Origin of the sequence: Nocardia sp. CA-136227 (genome assembly GCF_050955695.1) — a bacterium.
Lineage (GTDB): Bacteria > Actinomycetota > Actinomycetes > Mycobacteriales > Mycobacteriaceae > Nocardia.
The window spans coordinates 3,477,200-3,497,270 of the sequence record NZ_CP192081.1; the positions used below are offsets into that span (position 1 = coordinate 3,477,200).

At 68.2% G+C, this 20,071-nt stretch carries 19 protein-coding genes; 14 read left to right on the forward strand and 5 right to left on the reverse strand.

The window, feature by feature from the left end:
- The first annotated feature begins 883 nt into the window (after nt 1-883).
- Complete coding sequence (locus tag ACQP06_RS15970; RefSeq protein WP_433672909.1) at nt 884-2,008, forward strand: sulfite oxidase; 1,125 nt, start codon at nt 884-886, stop codon at nt 2,006-2,008.
- A gap of 15 nt (nt 2,009-2,023) precedes the next feature.
- Here the strand turns inward: ACQP06_RS15970 and ACQP06_RS15975 are convergent, their stop codons facing one another.
- Nucleotides 2,024-3,013, reverse strand: a complete 990-nt coding sequence (locus tag ACQP06_RS15975) for an AurF N-oxygenase family protein (protein ID WP_433672910.1) — start codon at nt 3,011-3,013, stop codon at nt 2,024-2,026.
- A 286-nt stretch (nt 3,014-3,299) separates the two neighbouring features.
- Between ACQP06_RS15975 and ACQP06_RS15980 the strand changes: the two genes are divergently transcribed.
- Nucleotides 3,300-4,889: an FAD-dependent oxidoreductase gene (locus ACQP06_RS15980; protein ID WP_433672911.1), complete on the forward strand. Its 1,590-nt coding sequence runs from the start codon at nt 3,300-3,302 to the stop codon at nt 4,887-4,889.
- Nucleotides 4,886-5,242 carry a 4Fe-4S dicluster domain-containing protein gene (locus tag ACQP06_RS15985; protein ID WP_433673340.1) on the forward strand — a complete coding sequence of 119 codons (357 nt, stop codon included), beginning with the start codon at nt 4,886-4,888 and terminating at the stop codon, nt 5,240-5,242. The genes ACQP06_RS15980 and ACQP06_RS15985 overlap by 4 nt, the downstream gene beginning before the upstream one ends.
- A gap of 12 nt (nt 5,243-5,254) precedes the next feature.
- On the opposite strand, the gene ACQP06_RS15990 is transcribed toward ACQP06_RS15985, so the two are convergent.
- Nucleotides 5,255-6,763 carry a PucR family transcriptional regulator gene (locus ACQP06_RS15990; protein WP_433672912.1) on the reverse strand — a complete coding sequence of 503 codons (1,509 nt, stop codon included), beginning with the start codon at nt 6,761-6,763 and terminating at the stop codon, nt 5,255-5,257.
- 164 nt (nt 6,764-6,927) lie between these two features.
- Between ACQP06_RS15990 and uraD the strand changes: the two genes are divergently transcribed.
- The 10 genes from uraD to ACQP06_RS16040 all read left to right on the forward strand — a co-directional run bounded on the left by uraD (nt 6,928) and on the right by ACQP06_RS16040 (nt 16,610).
- Nucleotides 6,928-7,443 (forward strand): 2-oxo-4-hydroxy-4-carboxy-5-ureidoimidazoline decarboxylase, encoded by a 516-nt coding sequence (uraD, locus tag ACQP06_RS15995; RefSeq protein ID WP_433672913.1) that lies wholly within the window; start codon nt 6,928-6,930, stop codon nt 7,441-7,443.
- 93 nt (nt 7,444-7,536) lie between these two features.
- A complete protein-coding gene (locus tag ACQP06_RS16000) occupies nt 7,537-8,409 on the forward strand; it encodes an FAD binding domain-containing protein (RefSeq protein WP_433672914.1) in 873 nt (290 codons plus the stop codon).
- On the forward strand, nt 8,409-8,882 hold the full coding sequence (locus tag ACQP06_RS16005; RefSeq protein WP_433672915.1) for a (2Fe-2S)-binding protein: 474 nt from the start codon (nt 8,409-8,411) through the stop codon (nt 8,880-8,882). Before ACQP06_RS16000 ends, ACQP06_RS16005 begins: the two co-directional genes overlap by 1 nt.
- Complete coding sequence (locus ACQP06_RS16010) at nt 8,879-10,231, forward strand: 8-oxoguanine deaminase (protein WP_433672916.1); 1,353 nt, start codon at nt 8,879-8,881, stop codon at nt 10,229-10,231. Before ACQP06_RS16005 ends, ACQP06_RS16010 begins: the two co-directional genes overlap by 4 nt.
- Nucleotides 10,228-12,561: a xanthine dehydrogenase family protein molybdopterin-binding subunit gene (locus ACQP06_RS16015; RefSeq protein WP_433672917.1), complete on the forward strand. Its 2,334-nt coding sequence runs from the start codon at nt 10,228-10,230 to the stop codon at nt 12,559-12,561. The genes ACQP06_RS16010 and ACQP06_RS16015 overlap by 4 nt, the downstream gene beginning before the upstream one ends.
- A gap of 129 nt (nt 12,562-12,690) precedes the next feature.
- Nucleotides 12,691-14,127 carry an NCS2 family permease gene (locus ACQP06_RS16020; RefSeq protein WP_433672918.1) on the forward strand — a complete coding sequence of 479 codons (1,437 nt, stop codon included), beginning with the start codon at nt 12,691-12,693 and terminating at the stop codon, nt 14,125-14,127.
- Between the two features lie 2 nt (nt 14,128-14,129).
- Nucleotides 14,130-15,245 (forward strand): XdhC family protein, encoded by a 1,116-nt coding sequence (locus tag ACQP06_RS16025; protein ID WP_433672919.1) that lies wholly within the window; start codon nt 14,130-14,132, stop codon nt 15,243-15,245.
- A gap of 35 nt (nt 15,246-15,280) precedes the next feature.
- On the forward strand, nt 15,281-15,664 hold the full coding sequence (locus tag ACQP06_RS16030; protein ID WP_433672920.1) for an allophanate hydrolase-related protein: 384 nt from the start codon (nt 15,281-15,283) through the stop codon (nt 15,662-15,664).
- Entirely contained in the window at nt 15,661-16,458 is a 798-nt protein-coding gene (locus ACQP06_RS16035) for a hydroxypyruvate isomerase family protein (protein ID WP_433672921.1), read from the forward strand. The genes ACQP06_RS16030 and ACQP06_RS16035 overlap by 4 nt, the downstream gene beginning before the upstream one ends.
- On the forward strand, nt 16,455-16,610 hold the full coding sequence (locus tag ACQP06_RS16040; protein ID WP_433672922.1) for a hypothetical protein: 156 nt from the start codon (nt 16,455-16,457) through the stop codon (nt 16,608-16,610). The genes ACQP06_RS16035 and ACQP06_RS16040 overlap by 4 nt, the downstream gene beginning before the upstream one ends.
- A gap of 287 nt (nt 16,611-16,897) precedes the next feature.
- Here the strand turns inward: ACQP06_RS16040 and ACQP06_RS16045 are convergent, their stop codons facing one another.
- Together ACQP06_RS16045 and ACQP06_RS16050 are read right to left on the reverse strand one after the other, a co-directional pair.
- Complete coding sequence (locus tag ACQP06_RS16045) at nt 16,898-17,317, reverse strand: nuclear transport factor 2 family protein (RefSeq protein ID WP_433672923.1); 420 nt, start codon at nt 17,315-17,317, stop codon at nt 16,898-16,900.
- Between the two features lie 23 nt (nt 17,318-17,340).
- Entirely contained in the window at nt 17,341-18,111 is a 771-nt protein-coding gene (locus ACQP06_RS16050) for an SDR family NAD(P)-dependent oxidoreductase (RefSeq protein ID WP_433672924.1), read from the reverse strand.
- A 99-nt stretch (nt 18,112-18,210) separates the two neighbouring features.
- On the opposite strand from ACQP06_RS16050, the gene ACQP06_RS16055 reads away from it, so the two are divergent.
- Nucleotides 18,211-18,963: a DUF1295 domain-containing protein gene (locus ACQP06_RS16055; protein WP_433672925.1), complete on the forward strand. Its 753-nt coding sequence runs from the start codon at nt 18,211-18,213 to the stop codon at nt 18,961-18,963.
- Between the two features lies 1 nt (nt 18,964).
- On the opposite strand, the gene ACQP06_RS16060 is transcribed toward ACQP06_RS16055, so the two are convergent.
- The gene (locus ACQP06_RS16060) at nt 18,965-20,071 is read right to left on the reverse strand and encodes a lycopene cyclase family protein (protein ID WP_433672926.1); all 1,107 of its coding nucleotides are present in this window, start codon (nt 20,069-20,071) and stop codon (nt 18,965-18,967) included.

Genomic DNA, 20,071 nt, shown 5'->3' on the forward strand with positions numbered 1-20,071 from the left:
GAGTTCGAGGCTCGGGGTCATTCGTCATGTTATGAGTTGTGGGCGTTGGTGATTGTCTCGGATCCGGAGCTGCTGAGGTTGATCGATCAGCTGCCGTTGGAGAAGCGGCAGCCGAACCTGGTGGAGTGACATCCCCGAGCGCTGGATCGCCAATGACGACGGCGTTGACTTGCGCGGCTGCCTTCGCCAGTTGGCGATGTGAGTATCGGCGGTGCCGTGAGATCCCCTGCACTCCACTGTGATTACGAGCGCGGGGGCGCCATCCTTGAATCCGAACAGGAAGTCGCGAACGCGATTCCGATTTGCGGCTGACCCTGCCGACTAGGTAGTCGCTGGCCTGTATGGCGACGTCTGCGTGCTGGAACAGCTTATCGATTGCTTCATTGACGTCCATTCTGCCCCCTCGAAGTCGATCTTGCTCTTCCGTCTCGGAAAGCCCGAGGAAGTGTGCCCTCGGGAACGGAAGCGCGAGCAACTGGTCACCGACCGCAGTAGTTAGGTCTATCCCAACCATAAACTGCCAGAGTCGTTTTCGGCGGTCTTGGCACGGCAGGTCAGTACTCGAGGAGGTGGTTGGCCCCAACGGGCCGCTTCAAGTGAGTCGTGAGGCGCTGCTCGACCTGGAGGTGATCGACAATGCTTCTGGTCCGATAACTCGCGTCCCAAACACGTCATTCGGGCCCCTGTCGGGGGAATTGCGTGCCGCATCGAGGTTGGCGAGCACGCTTGGGTGACCGAGGGGCAGTTCGGCACGTTGGTTGCCAGTCCCTTGATGCGCATTTATCCCGCGAGATCGTCGGAAGGCTCATGGGGGTGGGGTGCCGGGCGGGTAAGGCGATTGACGCGCTCTGCTGCCGGGGCGATTCGGCGCGATAATGAGTCGATGGCTCATCGACTCGCCGATTCGAGCACCCGCGCCCGGCTGGCCGCCCCCGACGAGGGGATCGGCATGGACGAGCTCGCGCTGGCGGCGCGCAATCACGGGCTGCCGCTCGAGGCGCTGCGCTACGACGTCACGCCGCCGGGTCTGCATTATGTGCTGACGCATTTCGACATTCCCTTCGTCCCGCCGAACGAGCCCTGGCAGCTGAAGATCGCGGGCCGGGTGCGGCGTCGGCTGCGGCTGGATATGGCCGCCCTGAAGGCGCTCCCACAGGTCACCACGCGGGTGACGCTCGAATGCGCGGGCAATGGCCGGGTCATGCTGACTCCGCGTCCGGTGAGTCAGCCCTGGCTGCTCGGGGCGGTCGGCACCGCCGAGTGGACGGGCGTCCCGCTGGGGCTGTTGCTGAGGGAGGCCGGTGTGGAGGTCGACGCGGTCGAGGTGGTCTTCACCGGCGCGGATCACGGGGTGGAGTACGGGGTCGAACAGGATTATCAGCGGGCGCTGCCGGTCGAGGTGGCCATGGGTGCCGAGTCGGGGGTGCTGGTCGCCTATGAGATGAACGGGGCGCCGCTGCCGCCGCAGCACGGCTATCCGGTCCGGCTGATCGTGCCCGGCTGGTATGGCATGGCGCATGTGAAGTGGCTGCGGGAGATCACGGTGACCGATGCTCCGTTCACCGGGTACCAGCAGGCGGTGGCGTATCGGCTCCGGCAGGACGCCGGTGAGGTGGGCGAGCCGGTGACCCGGATCGCGCCGCGTGCGCTGCTGGTTCCGCCCGGCTTCCCGGATTACATGTCGCGATCGCGGGTGGTGCGACCGGGCCCGGTGCCGCTCGAAGGGCGAGCCTGGTCGGGCCGGGCGCCGGTCACCCTCGTCGAGGCGAGTACCGATGGCGGGCGGAGTTGGCAGGGGGCGCGGCTGGATCCGGACCAGGGCCGCCGATGGGCTTGGCGGCGCTGGCATTTCGATTGGATCGCGACCCCGGGCGACTATGTCCTCAGCGCCCGGGCGACCGATGCCGATGGCAACACCCAGCCGCTCGAGCCGCCCTGGAATCACGGCGGATTCGTCGTGAATCCGGTCCAGCGGGTCCCGGTGCTGTGCCTGGAGGCCGACGAGTGACCGGAACCCGTCGGATCAGGCGACCCGGCGGTCGGGTTCGCTGCGATACCGGGAGTGGTCGCCGTCGATGCCGAGGGTCTTCCAGAGTCGCTTGGTGACCGGGTTCATCAGGCCCAGTTCGTCGGCGAGGGAACGCATGTCGCCGAAGTAGCCGGACAGGATCTTCGACGCGGTCGGCGACTGCCAGAACGCTTCCTTGATGACCTCGCGCGGAATGTCGAAGGTGCGCGCGAATTCCGGCGGCGGGGCCATGATCTCCCCGGCGAGCCAGCGCATGGCGAGCGGGAAGGCGATGCCGCAGAAATTCTGATACATCGGGCTGCGCCGCGGGATGTGCCTTTTCAGGAACTCGTTGGCGAAGGAGATGTGCCGGGCTTCCTCGGCGATATGAATCTCCATGCAGCGCACCACCGCGGGCGGCAGCTTCGCGCCGTTGCGGATGACCGCTTTCTGATAGTGGTCGATGGGTTCCTCGCCGCCGAGAATGCCGATGAACAGAATCGGCCAGGCATATCCGCCGGCGACGCCGATCAGCGGTGAGATCTTCCGGAAGAAGGGCCGCATGCCCGGAACGTCGACGCCGATCCGGTTGACCAGCTCCTGGAACATCTGGATGTGGTTGCACTCCTCGGTCATTTCGTGGAGGCAGTAGCGAAACTCCGGCGACCCGTTGGGCAGCTTCATGATGTACTGCATCATTCCGCGGATCAGAATGCTCTCGAAGGCCGCGCCGACCTTGATGGCATTGGTGATCCGCCACTTGCCGATCTCGATCTGCCGCTCCAGCGGCTGGTCCTGGTACCACTGCGTCGCGCCCAGCGGATCGATATCGGGTTGCAGCACCCAGCGCGGATCGTGCGGGTCGATCGCGAATTCGGGGGAGTCCCAGGGGATATCGAGATACGGATCGAACCGGCGGTACACCGATCCCTCCGACAGGGTGTGCAGCACGTCCGCGTATTCGTGTGCCTCGGTTCCGGTGCCCGACCTCGTCGTCAGAGCCATCATTGCCTCCTCGTCTGTGTACCGCGCCGCCCGGGGCGGGGGCCGTTCCTGTGCGGCGCGACACACTCCACGGTAAGTGCTAACCACGGTTACATACAACCCTGAATGTATGCGTGTCCCCGTGACGGCCGATCTTGTGCTGGTCGGACCTACCGCCCGGACGCAAGCGATTTGCCACGATGTGGGAAATTCGGCCGCCAAAGGATCGCCCTGATCGCAACTCTTCGGCGAGCCCGACCGGCCGCCTTACCGTTCCAGCACCAACTCTCCCGGGAGGACTGTGCCGATGAGCGAACCATGGCAGCTCAGTACCGACGTGCTGGTGATCGGCGGCGGACCCGCCGCGTGCTGGGCGGCGGTACACGCCCGGGAAGCTGGTGCGGAGGTAGTGCTGGTCGACAAGGGCTACTGCGGAACCAGCGGCGCCACAGCGCCTTCGGGCACCGGCGTCTGGTACGTGGCACCGGAGGCGACCGCCCGCGCCCAGGCCAAGGCCAGTCGTGAGGCGCTGGGCGGGCATCTGGCCGACCACTATTGGATGGACCGGGTCCTCGATCAGACCTACGTGAACATGAACCGGCTCGCCGTCGAGGGCCGCTACCCGTTCCCGGCCGATCCCGATACCGGGGAGCCCTTGCTCACCGGCGTCCAGGGCCCGGAGTACATGCGGCGCATGCGCGCCTGGGTGAAACGGCTCGGCGTGCGCATCCTGGATCACGCCCCGGCGCTGGAGCTGCTGGCCGATGCCGACGGCGTGGTACGCGGGGCCGCCGGATATCAGCGGCACGCCGACCGTGACTATCGCGTGGTGGCGGGCGCGGTGGTGCTGGCCACCGGCGGCTGTGCCTTCCTGTCCCGTGCCCTGGGCACCAATGTGGACACCGGCGACGGCGCGCTGATGGCGGCCGAGGCCGGGGCGCGGTTCTCGGGCATGGAGTTCTCCAACGCCTACGGGATCGTGCCCAAGGGCTCGACCATCACCAAGACCGCCTATTACGGCTTCGCGACGTTCTTCCACGCCGACGGCCGCGTCCTGGAAGGCGCGGGTTCCGCGCGGGGACGGTCGGTGATCGCCAGGACCCTGTTGTCGGAGCCCGTCTTCGCGCAACTGGACCGGGCCGACGCCGATGTGCAGGCCCGGATGCGGCTGGGTCAGCCCAACTTCTTCCTCCAGTTCGACCGCCGCGGGATCGACCCGTTCACCGATCGCTTCGAAGTGGACCTGCTCGCCGAGGGTACGGTACGCGGCACCGGCGGAATCGATGTCGTCGACGATGACTGCGCGACAACGGTTCCCGGCCTGTACGCCGCGGGCGATGCCGCGACGCGGGAGCGGATCTGCGGTGGATTCACCGGCGGCGGTAGCCACAATTCGGCCTGGGCCATGTCGTCGGGCAGCTGGGCGGGCCGGGGTGCGGCGCGGTTCGCCCTGAGCGTAGGCGGCCTCGATTCGGGTGCGGTGTATGGCCTCGGACGGGTCGGATTACGTCCGGAGGCAACGGAATCGGTGTCCGCAGACGAGGTTGTGGCGGACGCACAGCGGGAGCTGATCCCGTTCGAGAAGAACTACCTGCGCCACGGCGATCGCCTGCGCCCCGCCCTGGCCGAACTCGATGCCCTCTGGGAGCGGGCCACGCATGGCCTCGGCGGCGAAACCGGTGCGGACCGGGTCCGCGCCCGGCAGGCAGCCGCCATCACCGCGGTCGGTCGTCTGATGTACCGATCCACGTTGGCGCGCACGGAGACTCGCGGCATGAGCAAACGCTCGGATCACCCGGAGTTGGATCCGGGCCAGCACCACCACATCTTGTCCGGTGGTCTCGGCGAGGTGTGGACCGCGACGTCGGCGACCACACCGGCGGCGGTGGCATCGTGATCGAGCTGGTGCGCGCCGAGGACTGCATCGCCTGTGACAAGTGCGTCGACGTCTGCCCGACCGACGTCTTCGACCGCACCGAGAGCGGAATCCCGCTTATCGCACGGCAATCCGACTGCCAGACCTGCTTCATGTGCGAGGCGTACTGCCCGGCCGACGCCCTCTACGTCTCGCCCGAGGCCGCACCGCTCGGGGACCGCGACGCGATCCCCGAAGCCCACATCGGGCGTTATCGCGAGCAGATCGGCTGGGGAAAGGGCCGGACACCGGGCAGTCTCGTCGCGGTCGGTCCCGCCCTGCCGCACGGCGCGCTGCCGCCCCGGCTGATCGAGCCCGGGCGATTGGTCCCATGACCCGGCGCGGGTTCAGCGCAGGGCCAGGGCCAGAAAGAAGTCGACGCGGTCCTCGAGGCGGGACAGGTCGCGGTTGGTGAGTTCCTCGATGCGCTGGATGCGGTAGCGCAACGTGTTCACGTGGACGTGCAGTAGATCCGCGCACTTGGTCCAGGAACCGGAGACCTCGAGGAACGTCTCGAGGGTGTGGACCAGGTCGGCGCGGTTGTCCTGGTCGTAGACGCGCAGCGGGTCGAGCAGGCGCACCCGGAACATGCGCCGCACCTCGTCGGGGACGCTCGCCAGCAGCAGCATGTGGGTGGCGAGCTCGTCGTGGCGGACGACGCTGGTGGGTTGCTGGCGTTCGGCGGCCATGCGGCGGGCGTACCGCGCCTCCTCGACCGCGCCGCGCAGCCCCTCGCCGTCGACCGCGCCGCTGATGCCCACGGACAGGCGGCTCAGTTGCAGCCCGGGTTCGAGGGCTTCGATGGCGCGGTGGATGTGGTCGTCGAGGGCCTGTTCGTCGCCGAGCGCGACCAGCAGGATGACCTCGCCGTCCACGACGCCGATGGCAGGGCTTCTGCCGTACAGGATTTCGCGCAGCACCGCGCGCAGTTCACCGGGCCGCACCGCGCCGGAGTCGGCGGTCGCGGCGACGGCCAGGTAGCGGTCGGACAGTCCCAGCCCGGTCAGTTCCAGCCGCGAGATGATGTCGGCGGGTTTGGCCTCGGACATGATCAGTTCGATCAGTTCCTGCGCGAGGCGGCCCTCGGCGCTGTGCCGGTCGTCGTGGCGGGCGCGTTCGAGCGACACCACCGCCGCGAGTTCGCCGATGAGCGCGCGGCGTTCCTCGGGCCAGTCCTTGAAGTCGCTCTCGAAGACCAGGAACCAGTCCGCGATCCGCGAGGTGGCGTCGGCGTCGACGGCGAACAGCGTGTACCGGATCTGGTTGCAGGACAGCACATGTGGCAGCCGCCGCGCGCTCAGGAACGCCGATCGCACCTGCTCGGGCAGGTCGCGGGTGGGCCCGGCGACCACGCGGCCGATGGACGACACCACCCAGCACCGGGTGCCGAGCGTGCGATGGACCAGGTCGAGGACCGAGTCCAGTCCGCCGCCGGACACCAGCTGCCGATGCCGGTCCAGGATGGCGCTCAGGTCCGCGGCCCGTCCCGAGGACAGTTTCCGGTTGATGGTCTCGGTGACGGTCGCGAACGCGATCTGCTCCTCGACCCGGAACAGCGGGATTCGGTGTTTCTTACAAGCCGCGACCAGATCCTCGGGTGCTTCGCCGTAGAGCGCGTCACCGGCGGCGAGCGCGGCGACCCGGGCGCGGGCGAGCGCGCCGACGAAGGTGTCGCTGTCCTCGGGGCTGTGCCGCCATTGCAGCCCGGTGAGCACGAACTCTCCGCCGGAGAGGTACCGGCCCGGGTCGAGCATGTCGGTGGTTACGACCCAGCGTACGAAGCGGTCCAGCTCGTCCTCTCCGGAGACGAGCCGCAGGCCCAGATCGTGCATGGTCAGCAGGGAACGTAACCGCATGATTCTCGAGGCTAACAGTGAGTGACGCGACGGTTACCGAACTTGGATGTAACTACGAACGCGCCCCTGTGAAGCAGGCCACAGGTTCGGAGGTCTCGTCCTATCGGGCATGACCACCCCCCGGGTTTAGTGGTTGACACACGCAGAACACGGATGGAGGTCGGATGTCGAGTCGCCTGGAATGGCTCGGTTCGCTGCCCCTGGAAGAAGCCGAGACGCACCTGCTGACCTGCAACGCGTCCCGGACCTGGGCTCGCAAGATGGTGGCGAACCGGCCGTACGCGGACGAGTCGAGTCTGATCGCCGCGGCCGTGGCCGGGGTCGCCGAACTGAGCTGGGCCGATGTCGAGGAGGCGCTCGACGCGCACCCCCGTATCGGTGAGCGCGAGGCGGCCCGGCACCGGTCCGAGCGTGAGGCGCGGTGGTCGGCCGACGAGCAGTCCGGAGCGTCGGAGGCCGACGCCCGGGTGCTGGCCGAGCTGGCCGCCGGGAACCTCGCCTACGAGGAGCACTTCGGCCATGTCTTCCTGATCCGGGCCGCCGGCCGCAGCGCCGCGGAGATGCTCGCGGAGCTGCGGCACCGTCTGGGCAACCCCGCGGCCGAGGAACACCGCGTGGTGCGCCACGAGCTGGCCGACATCACCGGCCGCCGGGTGCGCAAGCTCCTGGAGGAGCGATGAACGACCCCCGTAACTGAGTCCCCACTCCTTCTCTACGTACCGGGGCAGCCGAGGCTGTCGTACCTGCGCAGAACCGATATCTAGAGGAACGCAATGGATTTCCTACAACCGGGCAGCTGGGCCGAAGCGCTCCAGCTGAAAGCGGAACGCCCCGAGGCGGTTCCGATCCAGGGTGGCACCGATGTGATGGTCGAGATGAACTTCGACGTGCACCGTCCGGACGCCCTGCTGGATCTGAACCCGTGCCGGGAGCTGTTCCAGGTGGACGATCAGGCCGACGGCCGCATCCGCCTCGGCTCCGGTGTCCCGTTCGTGAAGATCATCAACCGGTACCAGGATCGCCTGCCCGGTCTGGCGCAGGCCTCGCGCACCGTGGGTTCCCCGCAGATCCGCAATCGCGGCACCGTGGGCGGGAATCTGGGCGGCGCGTCGCCCGCCGGTGACGCCCATCCGGCGCTGCTGGCCGCGAACGCCGTGGTCGAGGTCGAGTCGGCCGCCCGCGGCACCCGCATGATCGACATCGACGACTTCTACGTCTGGGTCAAGAAGAACTCCCTCGAGCCCGACGAGCTGATCCGCGCGGTGTGGCTGCGGCCCGCCTCCGGTCCGCAGTACTTCTCGAAGGTCGGCACCCGCAACGCGATGGTGATCGCGGTCTGCTCGTTCTCGGTTGCCCTGCACGCGGATTCGCGTACCGCCGGTGCGGGCATCGGTTCGGCCGGTCCGACCCCGATCCGCCCGACCGAGGCGCAGGACTTCCTGGCCGCGAACCTGGACTGGGACAACGGCGGCGCGTTGAGCGATGAGCTGGCCCACGAATTCGGCCGCCTGGTCGGTGCGGCCGCCAAGCCCATCGACGATGTGCGCGGCACCGCCGACTACCGCCGGCACGCGCTGTCGGTGATGGCACGCCGGACCCTCGGCTGGGCCTGGAACGACTACACCGCGGAGAGGAGGGCGGCCTGATGCGTATCGACTTCACCGTCAATGGATCCCAGGAAACCGCCGACGACGTCTGGGAAGGCGAGAGCCTGCTGTACGTGCTGCGGGAGCGGGTCGGCCTGCCCGGCGCGAAGAACGCCTGCGAGCAGGGCGAATGTGGTTCCTGCACCGTCTATCTGGACGGCACCCCGGTGTGCTCGTGCCTGGTGGCCGCCGGTCAGGTGCAGGGCCGTTCGGTCCGCACCGTCGAAGGGCTGGCCGAGGGCGACAAGCTCGACCCGATGCAGCAGGCGTTCGTCGAGGCGGGCGCGGTGCAGTGCGGTTTCTGCACGCCGGGTCTGATCGTGCAGGCGCACGACCTGATCGAGCGCGTCCCCAACCCGTCCGATGTCGAGATCCGTGAGGCTCTCGCCGGAAACCTGTGCCGCTGTACGGGTTACGAGAAGATTCTGGATGCCGTGCGCATGGCGGCCGAGCGGAAGGCGACGGCGAAATGACCAAGCTCGTCATCGAGAACGCCTATATCGCACCGGTCGTCGGTGCGGAGATCCCCAATGGCTATCTGATCGTCGGCGACGACGGCCGGATCGAAGCTCTCGGCGCAGGACCTGCGCCGATGGTGGTGGGTGCTGAACGCCTCTCCGGCACCGGCTGCCTGGTGACCCCGGGCCTGGTGAATACCCACCACCACCTCTACCAGTGGGCCACCCAGGGCCTGTTCCAGGACGCGACGCTCTTCGAGTGGCTGACCGGCCTGTACCGCCTGTGGGCCACCATGGACGCCGAGATCGTCTATGGCGCGGCCTCGGCCGGTCTGGGCTGGCTCGCGCTGACCGGCACCACCACCTCCACCGATCACCACTACGTGTTCCCCCAGGGCCGTGGCGATCTGTTCGACGCCGAGGTGCGCGCCGCCCGCGAGCTGGGCATCCGCTTCCACCCGTGCCGCGGTTCCATGGACCGCGGCCAGTCCCAGGGCGGCCTGCCGCCGGACGAGGTGGTCGAGAACCGCGAGGAGATCCTCCTCAACACCGAGGAGATCATCACCAAGTACCACGACGCGTCGTTCGACTCGATGCTGCGCGTGGCCGTCGCCCCCTGCTCGCCGTTCTCGGTGTCCGAGGGCCTGATGGTGGAATCCGCCGCCCTGGCCCGTCGGCACGGCGTCCGCCTGCACACCCACCTCGCCGAGACCCTCGACGAGGAAGAGCACTGCATCGAGCAGATGGGTTGCACCCCGGTCGAATACATGGAGAAGCTGGGCTGGCTCGGCGACGACGTGTGGTTCGCCCACGCGGTGCACCTGCACGACAAGGACATCGCGGCCTTCGCGAAGACCGGCACTGGTTCCGCGCACTGCCCGACCTCCAACGCGCGGCTGGGCGCGGGCATCGCGCGAGTGATGGACCTGCTCGCCGCCGGCGCCCCGGTCGGCCTGGGCGTGGACGGCGCGGCCTCCTCCGAACTCACCTCGATGGCGGGGGAGATGCGGCAGGCCATGCTGTTCCAGCGCGCCGTGCACGGTCCCCGCGCCATGACCGCCCGCCAGGCCCTCGAGGTCGGCACCCTCGGCGGCGCCCGAAACCTGGGCCGCCAGAACGAGATCGGCTCCCTGGAAGTCGGCAAGCTCGCCGATATCGCGGTCTGGAAGGTGGACGGCTTCCGCGCCGCCATCGAGGACCCGGTGTGCTCGCTGGTGTTCGGCCCGCAGCCGCCGCTGGCGCGCCTGCTCGTGGGCGGCCACACCGTCGTCGAGAACGACGAGCTCAAGACCATGCCGCACGACCGGGTCGGCGCGAACGGCGTGGCCGCGCGTAAGCGAATCATGAAGCAGGAGAACCGATGACCATCGCACGCACCACGCGGTTCCCCGCCGACGTGCCGATCCCGGGCGCCGGCGGCATCGGTGAGAGCCCGCTGCGTCCCGACGGCACCCTCAAGGTGAAGGGCGAGTTCGCCTACTCCTCGGACCTGTGGATCGACGGCATGCTGTGGGGCGCGACCCTGCGCAGTCCGCACGCCCGCGCCAAGCTGATCGGCATCGACACCGCCAAGGTGCTGGCCATGCCCGGCGTCCACGCCGTGCTCACCCACGAGGACGTGCCCGGCCGCAAGGTCTACGGCCTCGACCACACCTGGGACCAGCCGGTGCTGGCCTTCGGCGAGGTGCGCCACCACGGTGAGGCGATCGCCCTGGTCGCCGCCGACCACCCCGAGATCGCGCGCCGCGCCGTGGCCGCCATCGAGGTGGAATACGAAGTGCTGGAACCGATCACCGACCCGATGGCCGTGATCGAGGACCCGATCGGGCTGGCAGTGCAGGAGCGCGGCGGCATCGCCCGCTACCAGCCGGTGCGCGCCGGCGACATCGAGATCGGCAAGACCCTGGCCGCCGTCGTGGTGAGCGAGGAGTTCGAGGTCGGCATGCAGGACCAGGCCTTCCTCGGCCCGGAGTCCGGCATGGTCATCCCCGACGAGGACGGCTCCCTCGACTTCTACGTCGCGACCCAGTGGCTGCATTGGGATCTCACCCAGATCGGCCCCTGCCTCGGGTTGAACGAGGACCAGATCCGGATGACCATGTCCGGTGTCGGCGGCGCGTTCGGCGGCCGCGAGGACCTGTCCATGCAGATCCACGCGGGCATGCTGGCCATGCGCACCGGCAAGCCGGTCAAGATGATGTACAACCGCCAGGAGTCGTTCTTCGGCCACGTGCACCGGCATCCGGCGCGCATGCGCTACGAGTACGGCGCGACCGCGACCGGAAAGCTCACCTACGCCAAGGTTCTCATCGTCCTCGACGGCGGCGCGTACACCTCGGCCACCCAGAACGTGATCGGCAACGCCGCCTCCCTGGCGCTGGGCCCCTACGAGGTCCCGCACCTGGAGATCGACGCCTACGGCGTGTACACCAACAACCCGGTGTGCGGCGCGATGCGCGGATTCGGCGTCGTACAGGCGTGTTTCGCACACGAGTCGATGATGGACAAGCTCGCCGATGCCCTCGACATGGACCCGGTGACCGTTCGCCAGGTGAACGTCGTATCCCAGGGCTCGAAGCTGGCCACCGGTCAGATCGTGCACGCGCCGACTCCGCTGGTGGAGATGCTCGACAGCCTGCGCGAGATGGAACTGCCGGAATCCGTGGATACCTCGGATATCCGCAACCTGCCCGGCGGCGCGTCCCAGACCACCCACGGCGAGGGCGTGTACCGCGGCGTCGGCTACGGCGTCGGCATCAAGAACATCTGCTTCTCCGAGGGTTTCGACGACTACTCGACCGCCCGCGTGCGCCTGGAAGTGATCGGCGGCGAGCCGGTCGCGCTCGTGCACACCGCCGGCGCGGAGGTCGGCCAGGGTCTGATCACCCTCGAGGCGCAGATCGCCCGCACCGAACTCACCATCGACCGCGTGGTCAGCCACCCGTCGGACAACAATGTCGGCAGCTCCGGCTCCTCGTCCGCCTCCCGCCAGTCCTACATGACCGGCGGCGCGGTGATGACCGCCTGCCGCGCGGTCGCCGACGAGCTGTTCGTGCTGGCGCGCACGAAGTTCGACGTGCACGGCTTCATGCACCTCGACGGCGGCAAGGTCGTCAAGAACAACGGTGAGGTGGTCGCGTCGATCGAGGACGTCCTCGGCGACGACGTGATCGACCTGACCCGCGAATACCACCACCAGCCCACCACCGGTATGGACAAGATCACCGGTCAGGGCTCGAGCCACACCCAGCTCGCGGTCTGCGTGCACCGGGCAGTGGTCGATGTGGACACCGAACTCGGGCTCGTGAAAGTCGTTGCCCTGGACGCCGTCCAGGACGTCGGCAAGATCATGAACCGGCTCTCGCTGGAAGGCCAGATCCACGGCGGCTCCATTCAGGGCCTGGGTCTGGCGGTTATGGAGGAAATTCAGGTCACCAACGGCAAGGTGCGGAACCCGTCCTTCACGGACTACTTGATTCCCACCATTCTCGATACACCTCCGCAGAAGCTGGAGATTCTGGAGAACCCGGACCCGCACGCCCCCTACGGCTTGCGCGGCGCGGGCGAACCGCCGACTCTCTCCTCCACGCCCGCGATCGCCGCAGCGATTCGCGACGCCTGCCGCAAGCGGGGCGGCACCGGAAACATCAACCGCGTGCCCGTGCGTCCGGAAGACATCATCCGGAACAGTTGACTAACAGGGGCAGACCGCGCCTCCCACAACAGTGGAGCGCGGTAGGGACCCCACAACACCGAATCCGCGGCCCGGGGATTACCCAGCACCCCCGGGCCGTTGGTCGGCTACGCCCATAGGAGGGCAGCCATGACCCAGACTCAATCACCGATCACCACCCCGGAAACCAGGGGGTCCGCGCTCGAAAAGTTCTTCAGGCTATCGGAGCGCAAGACCACCATAACCCGTGAAATCCGTGGCGGCATCACCACATTCGTCGCTATGGCGTATGTCATATTGCTGGTCCCGCTAATTCTCGGCGGCGTCGCCGACTCGCACGGGGACAAGCTGAGTATCGCTCAGCTGACCACCACGACCGCCTTCTCGGCCGGTCTGACCACCGTCCTCATGGGCCTGGTGGGCAATGTGCCCCTCGCACTGGCCGCCGGTCTCGGGCTGGTCCCCGTCGTCGCCTACCAGGCCGCGCCGCACATGACCTGGCCCCAGGCCATGGGTCTGGTGGTGCTGATGGGCATCGTCATCGTCATCCTGGCCGCGACCGGCCTGCGGACGATGATCATCAACGCCATTCCACTGGCCATGAAGAACGCCATCGGCGTCGGCATCGGCATGTTCATCGCCATGATCGGCCTGGTCTCCTCCGGGGTCGTCGGCCACGGCGCGCCCGGCGGTCCTCCGGTCACGCTCGGCGTGGACGGGCACCTGGCCGGTTGGCCCACCGTGATTTTCGCGGTCGGCCTGCTGCTGATGCTCGGGCTGTTCATCCGCAAGGTGCCGGGCGCGATCCTGATCAGCATCGCCATCTCCACGGTGCTCGCCATCGTGGTCAACGCCATGGCGAAGATCGATCCGAAGGCGTGGGGGACCGTCGTCCCCGAGAAGCCCAAATCGCTGTTCGCCTCTCCCGATTTCGGTCTGATCGGCCACATCGACCTGTTCGGCGGCTTCGCCACCGCGGGCGCGGTGACCGCCACCGTGGTGCTGTTCACCCTGGTGCTGACCGGCTTCTTCGACGCCATGGGAACTGTTTTCGGCGTCTGTGACGAGGCGGGTCTGACCGACGAGAAGGGTCAGGTGCCCGGCATGGGCAAGATCCTGACCACCGACGGTGTCGCCCAGATCGTCGGCGGCCTGTCCGGCGGCGCGGGTTCCACCGTGTACGTCGAGTCCGCGACGGGTGTCGGTGAGGGCGCCCGTACCGGTCTGGCCAGCGTGATCACCGGCGGATTGTTCTGCGCCGCCATCTTCTTCACGCCGATCGCGGCCGTGGTGCCGATCCAGGCCGCGGCTCCCGCGCTGGTGCTGGTCGGCGCGCTGATGATGACGCAGGCCCGCAAGATCGACTGGAACGATCTCGAGGTCGCGGTGCCGGCCTTCATCACGATCGTGCTCATGCCGTTCACCTACTCGATCACCAACGGTGTCGGCGCGGGCCTGATCGCTTACACCGTGATCAAGCTCGCTCGCGGGAAGTACCGCGAAATCCATTGGCTGGTGGCCGTGGTCAGCGTCGTCTTCGTCGCCTACTTCGGTATCAACGGCATCGAATTGGCCCTGGGAGGCTAGCCATGCGCGACATCGCGGCACAACTACTGGAATGGCATGCGGCGGGCAAGGACTACGCCGTGGCCTCCATCATCGGGATCGGCGGCTCCGCGCCGCGGCCGATCGGCGCGGCCCTGGCCGTGGACGCCGACGGCACCGTCGTCGGGAGCATTTCCGGCGGCTGCGTCGAGGGCGCGGTCTACGAGTTGTGCCGCGAGTCGCTGGCCACCGGCGCCACCATCCGGGAGACCTTCGGCTACAGCGACACCGACGCCTTCGCCGTCGGATTGACCTGTGGCGGAACGATCCAGGTGTTCGTCCAGTCGGTGACCGACGCCAACCGCACCGCGGTGGAACAGGTCCTGCGAGCTGAGGGGGAGGCCGTGGCCATGGTCCGCGACCTCGACAGCGGCGCCGTGATGGCGCTGGGCACCTGGTGGAGCTCCGGCCACGAGTTCGACGATCGCGTGATCGCCGAAGCCCAGGCCATGCTCGACGCCGGCGCGACCGCGGTGCGAACCGTCGGTTGCGGCGACGAGGAGATCACGGTCTTCGTGGAATCGCATGTGCCGCCGCCGCGGATGATCGTCTTCGGGGCGATCGACTTCGCGGCCGCGGTGGCCCGGATCGGCAAATTCCTCGGCTACCACGTCACGGTGTGTGACGCGCGGGCGGTCTTCGCGACCCCCGCGCGCTTCCCCGACGCCGACGAGGTGGTCGTGGAATGGCCGGACAAATATCTGGCCCGGACCCGGGTGGACGCCCGGACCGTGGTCTGTGTACTCACCCACGACGCCAAATTCGATGTGCCGCTGTTGCGAGTGGCGCTTCGCCTGCCGGTGGCGTTCGTGGGTGCGATGGGATCCCGGCGCACGCACGAGGACCGCCTCCAGCGGCTGCTCGCGGTCGGGATGACGAATGCCGAACTGGCGCGGCTGAAGTCGCCCATCGGACTGGATCTCGGCGGGCGTACCCCGGAGGAGACGGCTGTCTCCATCGCCGCCGAGATCGTGGCGGTCCGCCGTGGGGGCACCGGAGTGCCTCTCGGTACCCACGGCGGACCCATCCACCGCGACGCGGTCGTGGTGCCGGAAGTGATCGTCCCGGACTCCCCGGACGCCCTGCGGATCACCGCCTGAACTGTGATCGTCCGACCGAGAAGGAGCCCACGGCTATGCCTCTGATCTTCCTGAACGGGGGTGCCATGCGCGGCGAACCCCTGAACTACCTGCTCGAGGGCGCGCCCTGTGCAGGGGAGGCCACCACCGCGCCGCAGTACCGCTTCTACTCGGTCGGCGACCGCTTCCCCGGCCTGCACCCCGTCGCCTACGGCGGGGCGCCCATCACCGGTGAACTGTTCGACGTGCCCATGGAGGTGCTGCGCAACCGGCTGCTCCCCGCCGAGCCGCCGGAACTGGAACTCGGTGTGATTGCCTTGGACGACAGCCGCTCGGTGCTGTCCATGCTGCTGCGGCGCCCCGTCATCTCCGACCCGCAGCTCATCGACATCACCGATTACGGCAGCTGGCACACCTACCGGGAGGAATCGACACGATGAAATACACCGCCGACGGAGCTCTCCGGAAATTCGACGCGCACTGCTCGATCCTGTTCGCCGATCTGCCGTTGCTGGAACGTCCGGCGGCGGCGAAGGCGGCCGGGTTCGACGCCGTCGAATTCTGGTGGCCGTTCGGCGAGAACCCGGTGCCGGGGGACAAGGAGATCGACGCGTTCGTCTCCGCCGTCTCCGACGCCGGTGTGCAGCTCATCGGTCTCAACTTCATCGACCTGGTGCCCGTGGGCCGCGGCCTGGTCTCGGTGCCCGGGCGGGAATCCGAGTTCCGGGACAATATCGACGTCACCGTCGGCATTGCCGAACAGTTGGGCTGCCGGTCCCTGAATGCCTTGTACGGCAATCGGATTCCGGCTGTGGACCCGCGGGCGCAGGATGAGCTGGCTCTCGAGAACCTCCGTCTGGCCTCCGATGCCGCGGCCCGCATCGATGCCCAGGTCGTGCTCGAGGCGCTGAATTCGATCGAGTCGCCCGACTATCCGATCGTCTCCGCCGCCCACGCGGTACGGGTGATCGACGAGGTCGGTGCGCCGAACCTCCGCTTCCTCTGCGACCTCTACCATCTCGCCCGCATGGGTGAGGACCTGTTCGCCGTGATCGCCACCCACGCCGATCGTTTCGGGCACGTCCAGATCGCGGACGCTCCCGCGCGCAGCCGCCCCGGCACCGGGACCCTCGACTTCGAAGCCCTCTTCGCCGCCCTCGACACCGCGGGCTACGACGGCTGGATCGGCCTGGAATACCGAGACCCCGACCATGATTGGAGCTGGATCGCATGACCACCGCCCCGGCCGCCTTGCCGTGGACCCCGCACGGGCACCGCGGCTCCGCGCTGCCCGCCGGATGGGTGATCGAGCGCTTCACCGTCCAGCTCCCGGTCCTGGACCCCACCGTGACCATCCACCCCGCGCGGGGAGCCGCTGACCGATGAGGGGTCAGCGGTTCCCGCGCTCAATCTCGAGGCAGTCGCCGCGGTGGTCTGCCCATCCGCACCAGAAACGTCTTGGCCTGTAACTTGGCCGGGCACACGGTGATCGGGCAATCCGCATGCTCCCGTAACGCCCGATTCGCCGCATCCTCACTCATTACCGCCAGGGCACTGTGCCCGGTCGCTGGAAGTCCGAACATCGGTGGAACCTCCCGTCATACGGGGTACTGGACTGGATCCAGGAAACCACTGGCGAACGCGCGGAACATGCGATTTGGACGGTTTGGGTGTCAGCCGTTGGTGATCGAGCGGACCGAGACGCGCCAGCGGCCGTCGACCAAGACCAGGGTGTCGTGGTATCTGCCCATGCCGACCAGGCGGGGCGCGGTCGTGGTGTCGGCGAAGAACTGCCAAACGGACTCCGCCCGTGCGGAATCCGGTCCCAGCAGCGTGATGGCCGTGCAGCTCGTCACGTGCCGGGTCCTGGTTCCCGGACCGGCGATGCCCGCGTCGCGCCGGGCCTGCGCGCTGGCGGCGATCTCCGTTGCGCCACGGAAGATCTGCGGTGCGATGCCGGACTGCGGGTCGCCCGCGCGCTCCCAGACGGCGTCCGGCGTGTAGTGCTCGAAATAGTCGGCGATGGGCCCTTCGTCGGCGAGATGGGACAGGTGGGCGAGCAGTGATCGGATCTGCTCGGCGTGATCGGTCATGGGGTTGTCCTCGTCCTGGGCGGCTAGACGCCGTATCCGCCGTCGATGTCCAGCTTCTGGCCGCTGATGAAGTCGGCGCGGTCCGAGGCGAGGAAGCAGACCGCCTCGGCGATGTCCTGGGCGTCGCCGAAGCGGCGCAGCGGGATGTTGTTCCTGGTGACTTCGAGAGCGTGGTCGTCCAGGTCGCCGGAAGCGATGAGGCGGTCGGCCATGCCGTCGGTGGTCATGCCCGGGCCGACACAGTTGGCGCGCACACCGAATCTGCCCTCCTCGGCGGCGATTCCACGCACCAGAGCCTCGACCGCGCCCTTGGGGGCGATGGACATGCCGTCCCGCACAGGGAATCGCGCGGTTCCGGCGGTGGTGATGGCGACGATGCTGCCCTTGCTCGCTCGCAGGTGGGGGAGGACCGCGTGGACGGCGTTGAAGAAGCCGGACACGTCGTCGAGGATCTGGCTGCGGAAGTCGGCCGGTTCGATCCTGCTGAGGTGGCGCATCGGCACGTGCGGGCCCGCGGCGTAGATCAGCGTGTGGATGCCGCCGAGTTGCTCGGCCGCCTGCGCGACCACCTCTCCGGTGCGGGTGGAGTCGGCGAGGTCGAGTTGCCAGGTGGCGGCGCGGCGTCCGCCGGCTTCCGCGGCGGACCGGAGTCCGTCGAGTGCGCCGGGGGACCGGTAGTAGGTCAGGGCGAGGTCGCTGCCGCGTTCGAGGAGCATCCGCGCGCACGCTCCACCGAGCCCGCCGCTAGCGCCGAGCACCAGTGCGGCGCCCGCCCGATGACTGAAGTCGTCCACGATTCCTCCTCGGTTGCTTCTCACTGTTCATAGCGAACGAGCTCATACCAAGCAAGTGCTTGATTGTTTACCGGGACGAAGGAGGGTATGCACTACGTCATGCGGGATGCTCTTCACTTCGTGCTCGGGTTTCTGATCGTCCTCACGGTGATCACGTTCGCGAGCGGGTTCGGCTACACCAACCCTTACGGGCGGTTCGCCAAGGACGGTGAGCGATTCGCGGTGCGGGGGCCGTGGGCATGGCTGTTGTTCGAGAATCCGCAATGGTGGGCCTTCACCGTCACGTTCTGGTTGGTCGTGAAGGATCCGCAGCCCCCGGCGGTGGTGCTCTACGTGCTGTGGCAGGTGCACTACCTCTATCGCGGGCTGATCTATCCGCTGCTGCGAGCGTCCAGCAAGGGATTCCCCGTGTACGGGATCGCGTTCGGAATGGTGTTCAACGCGGCCAATGGATTCGTCAACGGATACGCCGTCGCCGACGCGCAGCATCTGCGGGACTCCGGATGGTTCACCGACCCGCGCTTCCTCGTCGGGCTGGTCGTGGCCGTGGCGGGGTGGGCGATCAACTTCCATGCCGACCGCGCGCTGATCGCCTTGCGCAGTGACGGATTCACCGGCTACCGCATCCCCTACGGCGGCGCGTTCCGCTGGGTGTCGAGCGCGAACTACTTCGGCGAGCTGGTGCTGTGGGTGGGGTGGGCGCTCATGTCGTGGACGTGGGCGGGACTGGTGTTCGTGTTGTTCACCGTGGCCAACCTGCTGCCGCGGGCGGTGTCCACACATCGGTGGTACCGCGAGCGGTTCGAGGACTATCCGAGCGACCGCAAGGCGATGATTCCCTACCTGATCTGAGCTATCGGGTCGGGAGAGCTACCCCGGCCGCGAGGACGCGCCGCAGCCGCCAGGGCAGCGCCGCGAACAGTGCCGCCATGGCCGCGGCGGTGCCGCGCAGATCGTCGCGGCCGGACAGATAGGCCCGCTGGGCGGGAACCGGCAGCGCGAAGAAGGCGTCGAAGAACAGTGGCAGCTCGGCGGGGGGAAGCGCCAGCAGGGCGCGTAATCCGGCCAGGCGCAACAGGTGTACGGCTCGGGCCGAGGCGGGCCAGGCTGATTCGCCGATGAGGACGGTGTCGGCCAGGCGCAGTGACGTGGCGACGCTGTAACCGGTCGCGGGGTGGGTGAAGGCTCCCGCCGCGCCGAACGTGGACCGATTCGGCTTGCCGCCCTGGACAGGGAAACGGACGCGTTCGACGGGCTCGGCGCCGGTGAGAGCGATTCCGCGGGAACGCAATCGATGGGTCAGGCGGGCCTCGAGCGTGTGCTGGTCGAGGGCCGGGCGTCCGGCGAGGCAGGTCTCTTCCAGGAGGATGCGGTCGTCGTCCAGGGGAACCGCGTAGAGAAACGAGCGCGGGTCGGTCGGGGTCGCACCGTTGTCGTCACGCCAGTCCATGAACAAGGAGTCCCTGTCGGGGTAGTGGGCGCGGTCGATGATGACGCCGTACGCCGTCTGCTCGGCCAGGGCGGGGGAGCGGGGGATGCCGCGCGCGTCGACGACCCGGCCCGCGGGGAGGGTGTGGCCGGAGGCGAGTCGCACCGAGGGGAGGTCCAGTCCGTCGTGGCGGTGGCGGGCCGCGATGTCGATGGCGGTGACGGAGTCCTGGATCAGGCGTGCGCCGGAGATGTCGAGCGAATCCTGAAGTGCCGCAGTGTCGAACACGAGATAGGATCGATCGATCTCGATGCGGCGGGTCGTCCAGGCGACGGGCCCTTCGATCCGCGTCGCGATCGCCGCGTCGGCGACCCAGGCGGGCAGCTCGTCCGCCCACGCCGCATAGGTGGCAGCCCACCGTCGGCGCGGGTGCGGATCGACCACGGTGACCGTCAGCCCGTGCGCCAGGGCGCGGTGGGCGAGGGCTCGTCCTGCCGGGCCCGCGCCGCAGATGAGCAGATCGTCGGTCAC